This is a genomic window from Flavihumibacter cheonanensis (assembly GCF_022352215.1).
GTDB lineage: Bacteria > Bacteroidota > Bacteroidia > Chitinophagales > Chitinophagaceae > Flavihumibacter > Flavihumibacter cheonanensis.
Genome location: NZ_JAKRWF010000001.1, coordinates 460,074 through 474,908 on the forward strand (window position 1 = coordinate 460,074; position 14,835 = coordinate 474,908).

The 14,835-nt window shown below is 44.1% G+C and carries 13 protein-coding genes; 2 read left to right on the forward strand and 11 right to left on the reverse strand.

The features are described 5' to 3' along the window. Window position 1: 1 nt before the first annotated feature. Window positions 2-1,879 carry a M56 family metallopeptidase gene (locus tag MD536_RS02055; RefSeq protein ID WP_239595218.1) on the reverse strand — a complete coding sequence of 626 codons (1,878 nt, stop codon included), beginning with the start codon at window positions 1,877-1,879 and terminating at the stop codon, window positions 2-4. A gap of 1 nt (window position 1,880) precedes the next feature. Beyond that, window positions 1,881-2,264 carry a BlaI/MecI/CopY family transcriptional regulator gene (locus MD536_RS02060; RefSeq protein ID WP_239595220.1) on the reverse strand — a complete coding sequence of 128 codons (384 nt, stop codon included), beginning with the start codon at window positions 2,262-2,264 and terminating at the stop codon, window positions 1,881-1,883. A 140-nt stretch (window positions 2,265-2,404) separates the two neighbouring features. Here MD536_RS02060 and MD536_RS02065 point away from each other — a divergent pair, with 140 nt between their 5' ends. Continuing rightward, entirely contained in the window at window positions 2,405-2,839 is a 435-nt protein-coding gene (locus MD536_RS02065) for a MarR family winged helix-turn-helix transcriptional regulator (RefSeq protein WP_239595223.1), read from the forward strand. Window positions 2,840-2,965: 126 nt separating this feature from the next. Here the strand turns inward: MD536_RS02065 and MD536_RS02070 are convergent, their stop codons facing one another. Further along, window positions 2,966-5,173, reverse strand: coding sequence for a sodium-translocating pyrophosphatase (locus MD536_RS02070; RefSeq protein ID WP_239595225.1), 2,208 nt, complete (start codon window positions 5,171-5,173; stop codon window positions 2,966-2,968). A gap of 133 nt (window positions 5,174-5,306) precedes the next feature. Next, on the reverse strand, window positions 5,307-8,387 hold the full coding sequence (locus tag MD536_RS02075; protein WP_239595228.1) for an AsmA-like C-terminal region-containing protein: 3,081 nt from the start codon (window positions 8,385-8,387) through the stop codon (window positions 5,307-5,309). Between the two features lie 76 nt (window positions 8,388-8,463). Here MD536_RS02075 and MD536_RS02080 point away from each other — a divergent pair, with 76 nt between their 5' ends. Further along, window positions 8,464-8,940, forward strand: coding sequence for a TlpA family protein disulfide reductase (locus MD536_RS02080; RefSeq protein WP_239595230.1), 477 nt, complete (start codon window positions 8,464-8,466; stop codon window positions 8,938-8,940). Here the strand turns inward: MD536_RS02080 and MD536_RS02085 are convergent, their stop codons facing one another. From MD536_RS02085 to MD536_RS02115, 7 genes are all read right to left on the reverse strand, one after another. Next, window positions 8,941-9,546 carry a thioredoxin family protein gene (locus tag MD536_RS02085; RefSeq protein ID WP_239595242.1) on the reverse strand — a complete coding sequence of 202 codons (606 nt, stop codon included), beginning with the start codon at window positions 9,544-9,546 and terminating at the stop codon, window positions 8,941-8,943. A 44-nt stretch (window positions 9,547-9,590) separates the two neighbouring features. After that, on the reverse strand, window positions 9,591-10,556 hold the full coding sequence (locus tag MD536_RS02090) for a YihY/virulence factor BrkB family protein (RefSeq protein WP_239595245.1): 966 nt from the start codon (window positions 10,554-10,556) through the stop codon (window positions 9,591-9,593). A 12-nt stretch (window positions 10,557-10,568) separates the two neighbouring features. Next, window positions 10,569-11,609, reverse strand: coding sequence for an endolytic transglycosylase MltG (gene mltG / locus MD536_RS02095; protein ID WP_239595248.1), 1,041 nt, complete (start codon window positions 11,607-11,609; stop codon window positions 10,569-10,571). Between the two features lie 81 nt (window positions 11,610-11,690). Then, window positions 11,691-12,062, reverse strand: coding sequence for a preprotein translocase subunit SecG (gene secG / locus MD536_RS02100; RefSeq protein WP_239595251.1), 372 nt, complete (start codon window positions 12,060-12,062; stop codon window positions 11,691-11,693). Then, on the reverse strand, window positions 12,059-12,988 hold the full coding sequence (locus tag MD536_RS02105) for a DUF8458 domain-containing protein (protein ID WP_239595252.1): 930 nt from the start codon (window positions 12,986-12,988) through the stop codon (window positions 12,059-12,061). The genes secG and MD536_RS02105 overlap by 4 nt, the downstream gene beginning before the upstream one ends. 21 nt (window positions 12,989-13,009) lie before the next feature. After that, window positions 13,010-13,531, reverse strand: a complete 522-nt coding sequence (locus MD536_RS02110) for an LptE family protein (protein WP_239595253.1) — start codon at window positions 13,529-13,531, stop codon at window positions 13,010-13,012. Next, entirely contained in the window at window positions 13,515-14,786 is a 1,272-nt protein-coding gene (locus MD536_RS02115) for a sigma-54 interaction domain-containing protein (protein ID WP_239595254.1), read from the reverse strand. The genes MD536_RS02110 and MD536_RS02115 overlap by 17 nt, the downstream gene beginning before the upstream one ends. Between the last annotated feature and the right edge of the window lie 49 nt (window positions 14,787-14,835).

The following is a 14,835-nucleotide window of genomic DNA, read 5'->3' on the forward strand; positions in this document are numbered from 1 at the left end:
CTTAGATGTGAACGATTTTATGCTTTTTACGTAGCTCAGCTTCTTTCTTTCTTAATTGTTTTTCTTTGATTTCCAGGTTCTTTTGTAAAGACTCTTCCAGTTGCTTCAGCTCCTGATCCAATTGCTCCAGATGCTGGAGGGCTTCTTTATAAGAAGCCGCAAGTTGCTGGTGGTTGGCTTGTTTCTGAAGCATTTCCTGGCGGATATGATTTTGTAATACTCGTTCGGCTTCCTGCTGAACAGCTGTCCAGTTGACTTTTGCCAATTCGTTTTCCAGAATGGATTTGATTTCTTTTTCAGATCCGGACTGATTGCTCAGCGCTATTAGTTGCTGTTGAAGGTTTGCCCAATTAATTTTATTCAGCGCCAATTGAGTCTGAAGAGCGGCTTCCAATTCCTTGGTTTCCGCAAGTATTCTTGCCTCAAGCGCTGGCAATGTGTCGATGGTTGCAACTATTTCGAAACTCTTTTTTGGTACATAAGGTAACATATAAAAACTGGCTGCTTCTTCGGGAATACTCAGGGTTGCCTGCGACCTTTCGAAAGTGAAAGCATTCGCCTCCTTTATTACTTCGGAAGCTGCAGAGTGTATAACAGGGGCTCCTACAGTTTCCTGGCTGACCCAGGTAAATTCATCGGGAGATCGTTTATCTTCTATTATATTGATATCATCAATTAATTGATTATAAATACTATTATTTGATTTATCGATATTTTCTATGATTGGAGCTCGAACAACTTCAGGGTTATCAGTAGCTTGCTTTTCAAAGGTTGTTAAGTAGGCTGGATGGGCTGGGAAAAGACGGTTCAAGGCTGATGTTGAGGCATTCCATCCGGTCAAAAGCTGTTTTTCAACCTCCTTTTTGGCGATTGCGCCGGTAGTTGTCTTGCCTTGTCCAGGGTAAAACGGACCCACAAATGTGCTTGCCAGGATCAAAAATAGGAGCCCGGCAGATAATTGTTTTTGTTGCTTTTTAAACGGAAGTTGAAGCATTCGTTTTACCCGGTTCAACAATAAAGTGCGGTGAGAGCCACCGGCAGCCAAAACCAGGGACAAGGATCGGCTGTTGCGTTTTTGCTCAAGGAGCAATAAGGCTTCTGCATATTCACTGGGAGTAAATTGAAACTGTAACACCCAATCATCACATGCATGCTCCCTTTCCTCTCGAATAACAGAAATGAATAATTTCACAAACGGATTGAAAAAAAAGAGATTTTCCAATATAGATACTATCCAATTAAATATATAATCATTTCTTTTTATATGGGCTAATTCATGAATCAAAATAGCTTCAACCTGTTTGGGGTTTAATTGGTTTATGGCTGAAACAGGAAGCAGCACGACGGGTTTTATCCAGCCCATAATCTGGGGGCTGTCGATTTTATCAGAAAGCCATAACTCAACTTTTTTGCCCAATGACATACGACTGGTCATCGTATCAATAAATATCCTCCAGGTAGCAGGCGATTTGTGAAGGCCCATCCGTGCATCTCTCCTCAGATCCTGGTATTGAAACGCCAGCTGGACAAAACGATAAGCCAGCCATACCAGGTAAAAAAGAGAAATAAAGGAAAAAAGTTGGTATAAAGCTACTTGAAGCTGCTCCGACCATGACACTCCTAAAAGAGCAGATTTGTCTTTTGTAAGACCTGTATGAAATTGAACACTGCCTTCAAAGGCGAATCCGGTTGAAACAACCCATGCGGTGCCAAGCAACAGCAGCGCCATTGCCAGGTTATATTTTGAGGCGGATGAGGGTAGGGGCCAGAGTTTTTGAACAAGCAACCATACAATCCACAGGATTCCAAACTGCCACCAGCTGTTAACTATAGCCCATCCCAGTGCCTCTAACCAGGCATTCTGGGGGAGCAGGTCCATATTATTGTTTTTTAAGATTATTCAATAAGCGCTGGATTTCCTCCAGTTCTGCCTCAGAGGCTTTGTGATTACCCAATGCCTGCAATACAAGCTGGGTAGGGGATCCACCAAAAAGGCCGTCAATCATTTTATTCAGGAGATGCTTTTGCGTCTTTTCACGACTAACGGCAGCCTGGTAAATATGTGTTTTTACAGAATCATCTCTTTTTACAAGGCCTTTCTCATTCATGATCTGCATCAACTTTAGCGTAGTAGTATATCCCACATCCTTGGTTTTTGAGAGTTCTTCATGAACTTCCCGAACACTCGCCAACTCCTTTGTCCAGAGTACCTGAAGAATTTCCAGTTCACTTTCGGTAGGTTTGATATACTTGGTCGAAGCCATGGTAAAAGATTTGAATCCGAATATACGATTGTTTTCGTAAAGCCTTGTTAAGGTGTTGAAAATTTTATTCATGGCGATTTCTTTGAATCAAATTTAAGTCATAATATTGATATATCAAATAATGATTTATCAATATTATTATGACAGAAAAACTGAATGCGACTTTTTTTTATATCCTGGAGAAGTCGATCAAATCTTATCGCCAGATGGCTCAGCGTACTATTTCAGATGAATTTGGGAGTATTACAGTTGACCAGCTCCTGGTTTTACAAACGATGAAAGACCAGCCGGAATTGACCCAGCAGCAAATTGCAGTAGCGGTATTCAAAGATTTTGCCTCCATCACCCGGATTATTGACTTACTTGTTCGGAAAGGATATCTGAAACGTTCTGATCATCCTACCGACCGGCGCCGTTTTGCGCTGACGTTAACCTCTGAAGGGGAAGACCTGCTTATTCAGGTAAGACCCCGAATACTAAAAAACAGACGGATCGCTTTGGAAGGAGTGGAAGAGGAGGAAATGGCAATTGCCCGGAAAGTACTTGCAAGAATTGTTGAGAATTGTTCGAAATAAAAAAGCCCCGGCGTAGACACGTCGGGACTTTTGGTATTTGGATCTGATTAGTTTCTGAGATAAAGATAGAATAAATATCTATCTGGTTGTCAGTTACTCTATTTTCTTGATCAGAATTAAGAAATTTTAGTCATTCTTAACGAGTACCTTGGGCGCTTCGCTTACGGTAACTTCAATTTTCTGCTCAACCGGACCAGCATGGTTCTGAGATTTGGTGTCGAACATGTCGGCCAAGGTAGGCGCAATAACCAGGGAAACGATACTCATCAGCTTAATCAAAATATTCATGGAGGGACCAGATGTATCCTTGAATGGATCACCTACAGTATCACCAGTAACAGAAGCTTTGTGTGGCTCAGATTTTTTATAATACATCTCGCCATTGATTTCAACGCCTTTCTCAAAGGATTTCTTTGCATTGTCCCATGCACCACCGGCATTGTTCTGGAACATTCCCATCAATACGCCACTAACGGTTGCCCCTGCCAGGAATCCGCCTAGTGCTTCGGGGCCCATCAGGAAACCAATAATCAGCGGTGAAACAATCGCGATAGCACCCGGCAACATCATTTTTTTGATGGAAGCTTCGGTTGAAATAGCCACACATTTATCGTATTCCGGTTTACCGGTTCCTTCCATAATGCCTGGGATGGATTTGAACTGGCGGCGCACTTCTTCCACCATTGCCATGGCAGCTTCACCTACTGCGCGAATAGCCAGAGAAGAGAAGATGAAGGGAATCATCCCGCCCACAAACAGACAGGCAAGTACATCCGCGTGATAAATATCAATTCCGCTAATGCCGGATACTCCTACGAAAGCGGCGAATAGAGCAAGTGCTGTAAGAGCTGCCGAGGCAATAGCAAAACCTTTACCGGTTGCAGCAGTAGTATTACCCACAGCATCGAGTACATCGGTTTTTTCGCGAACTTCTTTGGGCAATTCACTCATCTCGGCGATACCACCGGCGTTATCAGCAATCGGACCGAATGCGTCAATAGCCAGCTGCATCGCAGTGGTAGCCATCATACCGGCAGCGGCAATCGCCACACCATATAATCCGGCAAACCAGTAAGAGCCATAAATACCACCTGCCAATACAAGGATGGGAAGGAAAGTAGATTCCATACCTACTGCGAGACCACCAATTACGTTGGTAGCATGACCGGTTGCAGACTGTCTAATGATACTCAATACCGGACGTTTTCCCATTGCTGTAAAATATTCGGTAATAATACTCATCAGGGTTCCTACCACCAGGCCAACAACAATGGCGTAGAATACATCCATACGGGTGAATTCAAAACCACGAAGGCTCATTGTAGTTTCCGGTAATATATATTGAACCAGGAAAAAAGAAGCAATAGCTGTTAGAATAATGGAACCCCAGTTACCCATATTCAATGCCTTCTGTACGGCATCTGTACTGATACCTGCGCTATCAGAGATTCTAACGAACCAAGTACCAACAATAGAAAATAGAATTCCAACGCCGGCAATCAGCATCGGTAGCAGGATAGGAGAAAAACCATTAAATGCGTCTACAGCGATGGTTTCCTGTCCGAGTACCATGGTTGCCAATACGGTTGCCACATAGGAACCGAACAGGTCAGCTCCCATACCAGCCACATCTCCTACGTTATCTCCTACGTTATCAGCAATAGTTGCCGGGTTACGGGGATCATCTTCGGGAATACCTGCTTCCACTTTACCTACCAGGTCAGCACCTACGTCAGCAGCTTTGGTGTAAATACCACCACCTACACGGGCAAAAAGGGCGATGGATTCTGCACCCAGCGAGAACCCTGTTAATACTTCAATTGCTTTGGCAACCAACAGATCGTTTGCTGCTACTCCAGGAGCAAATGCCTGCACCAGCACGATAAAGAGTCCGCCAAGCCCCAGCACTGCTAAACCGGCAACGCCAAGTCCCATTACAGAACCTCCGGTGAAAGACACATTCAGCGCTTTTGATAAACTGGTTCTTGCAGCCTGTGCAGTACGCACATTGGATTTGGTAGCGATCCGCATACCAATGTATCCTGCAAGTGCACTGAATACGGCACCAACCACAAAAGCAAGCGCGATGGTCCAGTGTGAATGTTCATTTCTGCTGGCCATAAAACCTAAAAGAATGCCTACAATCACTACGAAGTAGCCAAGGATTTTCCATTCTGCCTTCAGAAAAGCCATGGCACCTTCAGCGATGTAATTACTGATTTCTTTCATGCGGTCGGAACCTGCATCCTGTTTGGATACCCAGGCAAATTTTACAAAGGTGTAAAGCAAGCCGATCACACCCATTGCCGGAACCAGGTAAAACAATTTGTCCATAATGAAGTACTTGTTAACAAAATTTTAGAGTGGGCAAAAATAGGGGAGAAAACGCAAAAAAGCGACCCCGAAGGCTTTCGGAGGCGCCTTTTATTTTCACCCGACCGGTGCCACCGGTCGGGTGAAGCTGGGGTTATTGATTTTTAGTAGAGTCGGTGGCGGGCTTTTTCTTTTTCCTGAGCAGATCGTTTAGAATGCCTTTTGCGGCCTCCTCTGCCCGTTTGGGGGTACTCGTTTTTCCGGAATCGCCTGCAGTGGTGGAATCCTTCGCCCCAAGCAATTTTTTGGCCAGCTCTTTTTGAGCATCTTTTAATACCTCCGCTTTGATCGCGGCAAGGCTGTCTTTTGCCCGCTGCTTAGCAACATCCAGGGCAGAATCCGCCTTGGCTTTCTGTTCAGCGGCAATGTCCTTCACTTTAGACTCAAGTTCGCTGGCCAGGCTGGTGCCCGCCTGCGAAAGGTTATAATTCAATTGTGGATTGGTCAGCGTTCCGCCCATATTCACTTTCAGATTCACTGTTTCACCCGGATTAACCGCCAGCCCTTTTTTTGTCAGCTCTGCAGCCAGTCCGTTAATCAACTGGTTGGCTTCTGTTCCCAGTTTCGCCCGAGGAACTTTCATATTGATCAGGTAATCCATACTTTGGTCAAAACCATGCATGCCTCCAATCTCCATGTCGATGTCTTTGATCTTAACCGTAAATGGTTTAACCAGCACTTTCCCGTTTACGAATTCGAAATATTGTTTGATGTCTTTTACACTGATCTTTTCCAGTTCCGTAAGCTTCAGTTTACTGGCTAGCATTTCAATCGGTTTAAATTTGGCAAGAAAACCTTCAATCAGCATCACTACCCCGTTTCCGGTAAGTGAACTGAGTTCGGGCATCATTTGCTCTCCCAGCCGGCCATTAACCGTTAAACTAGAATTCAGTTTTCCGGAAATGAATTCACCAATCGGCATCAGGTATTTTACAGTATTAAAGGCCTGGAAGGTCTTGGCAACATCCAGATTCTGCAGATTGTATGAGAAACTGATGGCAGGTTTTAATTTATTATTCCGTGTGGAGTAGGAACCATTAAGCCCGATTGTACCATCCAGTGCCTGCATACTCAGGTTCTGAAGCGTTACGGTTTCATTGGCGATATTCAACTGACCCTTCACATTGTTATAGTTGACTTTATCATAGATTACCTGGTCAACATTGGCATTCACAGCAAAACGTATATTGGAGGGAACAGCAAAGGGTTGGCTGCTGCCGGCGGTAGGTTCTTCTTCTGAAGCGGTCCCCATCCATTTATTTAGATCTACTTTATCAGCAGTAAGGTTCAGACTTCCCGCAAGAGGTTCGTCCTTAATTGCATATCCAATAGCATTCGTAATTTTTCCGTTTGCCGAAAAATTGGTTTGCTGGAAACTGCCGGTCGCATTTTGTAGTGCGATATCCTTGGGTGTAAATTCCAGTTCAGCTGATTTTAATGTAAGTCCCTCTGTATAATCCGGGGTTTTAAATTCGATGTTCTGAAGGTTTACCACCCCGCTCGATTGAATAGCATCATACTGTTCTTTATCTATCTGGGATTTTTTACCCTTGATGCGTACATCTGCATCCAGGTGACCTGCCAGGCTGGTGCCGGCATCAAAGCTATAAAATTGCTTAACCCTGCCGAGATCAAACCCTCCTTTAAGTCCTGCATCAAAATTGGGATCAGAAGCGGGTTGTGTGAGAACCAGGTTAAAATCCAGTTTGTCAGCACCAAATTCAGCGTGACCAACCGGAATCCGTACCACGGTATGATCAGGTACTCCATCCGGGTTGCTCACTTCAATAGTAGCACTTGTATTTTGTATGGGTTGAGGGAATTCTTTGGATGCATAATAAATATTCGAAAGCTGAACCAAGCCTTTTGCCTGGAAAGGGCCGGGCTCTTGCTGCAATACAACGTTCAGATTACCTTTTGCTTCGATATCGGCATTTACCTGGCCGTCTATTTTGGTACCTTCTTCAAGTTTGATAAACTGCCCAACTGTTCCTAAATCCAATTTCCCTTTTGCGGCAGCATCCAGGTACTGAATGGTTTCCGGATTTTTATAGATCACCCGGAAGGAAAAGGGTTCTTTTCCAAACTGCAGATTGGCGGTAGGGATTTCAACCACCAGATTATCCGGTTGACCGTCTGCGTTAGAAGCTTTCAGGTCGAGGTTGATATGCTGAACAGGCTGGGGTAATTCAGGATATTGAAAAAATCCTTCTTTGATGATCGCTTCTACAGCATAAGCAGGCATCCGGTTAGGCGCATACTCACCTTTTACAAATCCTTTGAAAGCTGCAGTACCACTTGTTTTCAAAGAAGCAAAATCATTGGTATAAATTGCAGGAACAAGTGATAATATATGGCGGAACTCATTCGAAGGGGTATTGAATTGAATATCCATACCATAAGTGGAATCATTAACCAGTTGAAAATACCCGTCTGCGTTGACTTGCATTTCATTCAATACAGCTTTCAGTTCTTTAAAGCTGTATTTGCTGGTAGTGTTATTGATATCAAAATTGGCATCCAGCCTGGTTTTGGTTCGGGCCAGGTAGGGGATTCCTTCATAGCTGAAACTAACTTCTTCCGCTTTTGTTTTGGTTTCTAACAGAAATTGATCTGCATTGAAATTTCCACTACCTGTATGGTTTAGTCCGCTGATGGTAGCAAACATATTCCCCTCCTGATCACTGTACCGGATTAGTCCGTTTTTTATTTCATATTCTTTGAGGTCCAGGCTAAAACTGCTGGTAGAGGTATCAACCGGTTCCTCTTCTGCTGACTCTTTCATGATATCCCAATTAACAGTTCCGTCTTTTCCGACAATTGCATGAATCCGGGGTTCATCAAGGACTACACGAGCTACTTTAATGGGACCACCGCCCAGCAAACTGAAAAGATTTACGGCTACATCAATTCTATTGGCACTTACGAGGGTATCGCTGGCATATTGTCCGGGACCGGTAATGTATAATTTATCCAGTCCAACGCTCAGCTTTGGAAAATTGCGGAAAAAGGAAATTGAAACATCTTCAAAGCCGGAAGGGGCTTTTAATTGTTTATTTAGTTCCTCTTTGGCCAGCGTTTTTAATTTATCACCAAAAAGAAGGGGAATGGCAATTGCCGCAATCAACAACAATCCCAATAGAATTCCTAAAATTGCCAGTATTCTTTTTAGCATAGTTGGAAAGGTTTTAGCTTAGCGTTAAAATATCGTGCCCGGCAAATATAATCTATCCGGGACCAGCGTCCGGTTTATGAAAAATTTACTTTGTTTTTTACTCTTTTCTTTTGTGTTTGGAATTGCTACTGCGCAATCCGTGAGAAAACTTTCAATTGACGAACTTGAAAATTACATTAATACATCGCAAAAGCCGATGGTAGTAAATTTCTGGGCTACTTTTTGCCGTCCCTGCATTGAAGAATTACCTCATTTTCTGGAGGCTCGTCAGCAATATCCGCAGGTTGAGTTCGTAATGGTTAGTTTGGATCTGCCTGGATTTTATCCTGGCAAAATAGAACAGTTTCTAAGTTCCAGGAACTTCACGGGAGCCACCCAATTCTGGCTTAATGAAACAAATGCAGATAGTTTTTGTCCCCGCATTGATCCTGCCTGGGACGGAGCGATACCCGTTACGCTCTGGATCAACCCGGCAAAAAAATATAGAAAGTTTATAAACAGAGCTATGACCGATGCCCAGATCAAACTCGCATTCCAGGAACTGACCTATTGATTATTTTCCTTTTCGTTTGATGCTGCATCCAATAGACCGGCTTTTTTTGACGGTCACTTCCTTTCCTTCAATCATTTCAGTAATGGCCAATTCCAGGTGTTTTCGTTTAATCTTGGTTTCATCTGCCGGGTTATCGTCAATTGCTCCCTGGTAGACAAGTTTTCCTTCGCTGTCAAACAGGTAACATTCAGGAGTTCTTGAAGCGCCAAATGCGTCCGCGAGTTCATTTTTACTGTCAATGGTATAGGGCCAGGCGTATTGTTGTGCATGTGCATATTGCTGCATGTCCTTATAGGAATCATCGCTATCACGAGAGCCTTCATTGGAATTCACAACAATAAATCCAATTCCATGTTCCTGTGCGAAAGAGCCTATCGCCCTTGTACGTGCCTGGTTTTTCTCAACATAGGGACAGGTATTGCAACTGAACATAACCAGCAATCCTTTGGGGGTTCGTACATCTGCAAGCGAAATCAGCTTGCCTGAAACATCCTTCATGCGGATGTTAGCTTTGGGAATGGAAGCTCCCAGCTCCAGTGGTTGAACCTGGGCTATCAAACCATGTGTAACCAGCAGTGTGAAAACAGTGGTAAAAATCAGTTTCATATGTGCAGGCATTTGGTAAGCAACTTAAAGTTCGGTTTTTTCTTTTAAACGGCCGATTGACTGGCTTCTTTTCTGGCTCTTTCGGCAGCCATCATTTTGAGTGAATGAATACTGACATTCAATTCATATCCAATTAATAAAACAAGTGAACTAAAATAAATCAGTAACATCAAAATGAGAATGGTTCCAATAGAGCCATATACTTTATTGAAATTATCAAACCATTGTAACCAGAGCGAAAAACCACCTGCTGTTAATACAACTAGTATGGTTGCCAGCGTGGTACCTGGAGAAGATAGTTGCCATCGTTCATGGATAGCAGGAGCATATTTATAAAGTACCGCGATGAAATAATAAACCATTGCCAGGATAAAAACCCAGCGCAGGTTTTTGACCAGCCAACGGACCAAGGGAGTATTGATTTCCATTTTCGTGAGCGCCCAATTAAGAATGGTACCCTGGGCAAGGATCAGGCCCATCGATATAATAAAAAGCAGAATTAAGATGGTCGTTATACGCACCGCTACCCAGCGTTCCAGTAAGAAGTTTCGGTCGCGCGTGTACATGAGCGATTTGTTGAATGTTCTCATGATACCCAAAACGGCATTGGAAGCATAAAATGCTGCCAGGAAAAAACCAATGGAAAGCAGTCCGCTTCTTGGCGTTTCCAGGAAATCCTCCAGGAAATCTTTAACCAGCAAAAAAGTATTCATGTTGGGGGTAACATCCCGAGTAACCAGTAAGAGTTGGGTTGTTATTTGACGGCTGAAGGGCATATAGGGCAGGAGGGTACAAAGAAATATGGTTGCAGCCGGAATTGCCATCAGCAGGTTGAAGGAGATGGCGGCGGCGCGGTCATTTAATCCTACCTTTTTTACCTGTTGCATAAAAAAGATCGTCACATCATAAAGGGGAAGACCCTCAAATCCTGGCAGCACAATTTTCTTGCTTTTGGCAATGATCCACCGGATTACTGGTAGCTTACGAAGGATATGATTTAGGTTAAACATGTTTCAGGTAAATCAGCTACCGGTATCCTCCGGTTGATTTTTCTTTTTCAGATAAATATCCAATGCCTTCTGATACACCCGGGCATTGGCCAGGTGTTGCTGGTAATTCTCTGCAAAAATGTGGGTGCCGTCAAATTTAGGACTGGCTACAAAATACAGGTATTTAGTGGTCGCCGGATTTAATACAGCATCAATAGTTACCTGCTGGGGTGTGCAGATTGGACCAGGTGGTAATCCTGCAACCCGATAGGTATTAAAGGGGGATTCCACTGCAAGATGTTTGTTATAAATCCTGCGTAAGGAAAAATCCTTCAAAGCAAATTTAACAGTGGGGTCCGCTCCCAGTCGCATGTTTATTTTTAACCTGTTCAGGTATACTGAAGCAATGGTATCTTTTTCCTGGTTGTTATTGGTTTCTTCTTCTACGATGGAGGCAAGTGTTACTACCTGCTCCGGGGTTAGACTCAGTTTAGCAGCCTGTTGTTTCCGGGTATCATTCCAGAAATTTTTCCTTGCAGCCAGCAATTTTTCCATTACCCGTGCAGGTGTAGTATTCCAGAAATACGTGTAGGTATCCGGAAGTACGGTACTTATCAGGGTATTCGTGTCGAGGCCCCAGTGTTTCAGAGAATCCGGATTTAAAACATATTGCATGAAAGCAGCGGAATCAATCTCCAGTCTTCTTCCAACGAGGGAGGCAAGGTCTTCCCGGGTTCGAAGTTTATTGATCACCAGGTTCACCGGGTCCTGCTGCCCATTTCTTAGTTTACGTACAATAGAGAGTATGGAACTGCCTTTTGAAATCGCATAGCGGCCGGCTTTGACTTTTTCGGGGTAGTTGAGGCGGTTGGCTACAAAACTGAAAAGTGCGGGTGATTTGAGCACCGTATCCCTTTTCATAATTGCAAGTACATCTTCATAGGTACTGCCTGTCGGAATCTCGAGGTAATAGGTTTTTTTACTGAAATCGGTGGCTGATCCACTGAAGAACCAGAGGGTAACAAGTAGTCCAATTGCAACCACTGCAAGAAGGATGATCAGAATTTTTTTCATGGATGCCTGATTAGAGGCTAAAGTAAGCAAAAACCCTGCTGGTAGAGCAGGGTTTTGAATATCGTAAAAGGTTGGCTTGTATTAATTCGCGGGCTTTGCCTGGCTATCGGCAGGAGCAGGTGCTGGCGTCAGCGACTGATTACCAGGGGTGGCAGGAGTTTGAAGCGGGGTTGTTACAGCCGGCTTGGTATTCAGTTCATCCAGCATGTTATTGGTTTTGCCGGTTGAAGTTGGAATAAATACAGCAGAGAACAGGCAAAGCAGGGCAACCACAAGCGCAAATGTCCAGGTACCTTTTTCCAACAGGTCGGTTGTTTGTTTAACACCCATGAACTGGTTGCTTAATCCACCCACATTACCAGCCAGTCCGCCACCTTTGGGGCTTTGAACAAGGATGATAAATCCAAGAATCGCACTTGCCAGAATTATGAGAATCAGAAAAAAGAGGGTCATGATCGGTTATTTAATTGTTCAATTCGAGTCGCAAAATAAGCGGATTTGTCGGGATGGGCCAAACTTAATTTCCGGAAAATCTCTGCTGCCCGGGCTTTATCTCCCTGCTTCAGCAAAACTTCCGCCATGGTTTCCGTCAGAATTTCCCTGGTTTCAATGGAGTCTGCTGCCAGGGCTTCAATCGTTTCTCCATGGCCCGACTTAAGCAGTTTTTCTTCTATAGCAGTTTGGGGCAGCTTTTTCATGGTACGGATCCATTCCGTAAAGGATTTTAGCTGTTTGCCGAGCTTATCCTTCGGCAATTCATTTCCAAGTTTGATCCCCTGGGAAGCGAAATAATCAATGGTATGGTAGGGTTCAAAACTGGGCATATCGTCGGTTACAGGTCCCAAGTCTTTCAAAGAAGGGATCCGGATCGGCGATTCTTTTTGGAGGAGATCTTCCCGCAATGCCGGCCCTTCCTCTTCCAGCGAGGGTAGCTCCTGTTCCGCGGGAAGTACAGTAAGGGATTCCGGTTCAGTGGCTGATTGGGCGATGGCTTTTGCGAGGGCTAGTGCATCCGCCAGTTCGGTGGTAAGTTCTTTAACGAGTTTTTCCTTGACCGGTTCAGCAGCAGAGGTGGTTGGCTCCGATTGAGCAATAACAATTTCCGTAGATTCCGGAATCCTGGATATTTGGGTTATTGGTTCAGCTATTGATCGCTGCACCAGGGAGTGTAAAAAATAAGGATTCTGAAAATAGAGCAGGGTTTTCTGCCATTGTTTATTGATATCTCCTGATTTTTCCTCCTTCATTTTTTTCAGGAGCAGGTATTGCAGGGTACCAATATATGGATACCGCGCCGCCAGTTGTTCCAGTTCGGAAACGGTTACTCCCTGCAATCCGGTCTGATGAAAATAATGTTGTATGGTTTTGTTAAGCTCCATGCCGCTGCCAAGATAAGGTATTTACCAGTTGGAGAAGATGCGGTTAAAAATTTCATCACTCAGGTTTCGAATGATCTCATCCTGTAGCTGGAGTTGTGCCTGGTCGAGCGTCAGACTGGCACTGAAGTCGAAGTTTCTGGTTACGGAAGCTTCGAAATTTTTGGATTCATCCAGGCGGTTCTTGAATTCGATCTGTACCGTAATGTTTAAACGGTTACTGGCTGCCTGCTGATTGGAGATACCGGTAGTTGATACCGAACAATCAGTGATCGTTCCTGCGATATCATAATCTGCATCTTCTCCCTGCACCTGTGTAAGTCGGGTTTGGCTGATTACTTTCTGACGAAGTTTATCTGTGAGGAGCGGACTTAATACCGGGTTGAACAGTCTTGCTTTGTTCTCGAAATACTGGATGCGTACGGTTTTAACTTCCGGCGGAATTGATACATCGCGAAAGGAATAACAGCCGTTGAATAGCAGCATCAGGCTGATCAGCAGAACGCTGGCAAATGAAAGTGGATTGGATTTATTCATTGATGTCATACTCCTTCAATTTACGATAAAGTGTACGTTCGCTGATGCCCAAATCAGCGGCAGCATCTTTACGCTTTCCTTTATGTTTTTTCAATGCCTTTAATATGAGTTCTTTTTCTTTATCCATAATATTAAGCGACTCTTCCACCTCTTCATGTTCATGAATTTCATCGTGCGTATGAGGCATCAGAACGGAGGTAGCCGCAGCTGGCTGTACATAAGTTGCAGGAGAGGGCAGCACCGTAGCCGGAGCGGTATATTCTACCGGTGATGGATATTCGCGTAACAGGCTTTCTTTAGTATAGGCGGCAGCAGCCGCAGCTTCTCCGGGATTTTGAAGGATTTCAACGAACATTTTTTTCAGTTCGGTTACATCCTTTTTCATATCAAAAAAGAGCTTGTACAGGATTTCCCTTTCACTATTGAATTCATGACCACCCGAACCCTGACCATTACCAATTAGCATGGGTAATCGATTGTTTGCCTGTTCGGGCAGAAAACGTTTTAATTCAAGTGCACTAATTGATTTGTCTCCTGCTAGCACACTGATTTGTTCTGCTATATTTTTTAGCTCCCTTACATTACCCGGCCAGGAATAATTAATCAGCAACTGGCGGGCATCTTCTTCCAGTTGAACTGGAGGAGTTTTATATCGTTCAGCAAAATCCACTGCAAATTTTCTGAACAGGAGGGGAATGTCTTCTTTCCGGTCCCGAAGTGCCGGAACCCGAATGGGCACTGTACTCAATCTATAATAAAGGTCCTCCCTGAATTTGCCCTTCTGCGTGAATTCAAGTAGTTCCCGGTTGGTAGCAGCGATTACGCGAACATCTGTTTTCTGCACTTTGGAAGAACCTACCCGGATGAATTCTCCGGTTTCTAATACCCGAAGCAGGCGGGCCTGGGTACCCAGTGGCATTTCGCCGATTTCATCGAGGAAAATGGTACCTCCGTTTACTGTTTCGAAATAGCCTTTCCGGCTGTCAACAGCCCCGGTGAAAGCACCTTTTTCATGACCAAATAATTCGGAGTCGATGGTTCCTTCCGGAATGGCTCCACAGTTTACAGCAATAAAAGGATTGTGCTTACGGGCGGATAATGCATGAATGATTTGAGAGAATGCTTCCTTACCCACACCGCTTTCACCTACAATTAACACACTGAGGTCAGTATTCGCTACCTGGGCTGCTACATGCAGTGCGTGGTTCAATGACGGTGTATTACCAATAATGCCGAATCTGTTTTTTATGCTTTGGATGTCCATGTTTTCTTTTAGTTTTTCCTTTCTCTTTTCTCCCCGTAACCATCTTCCA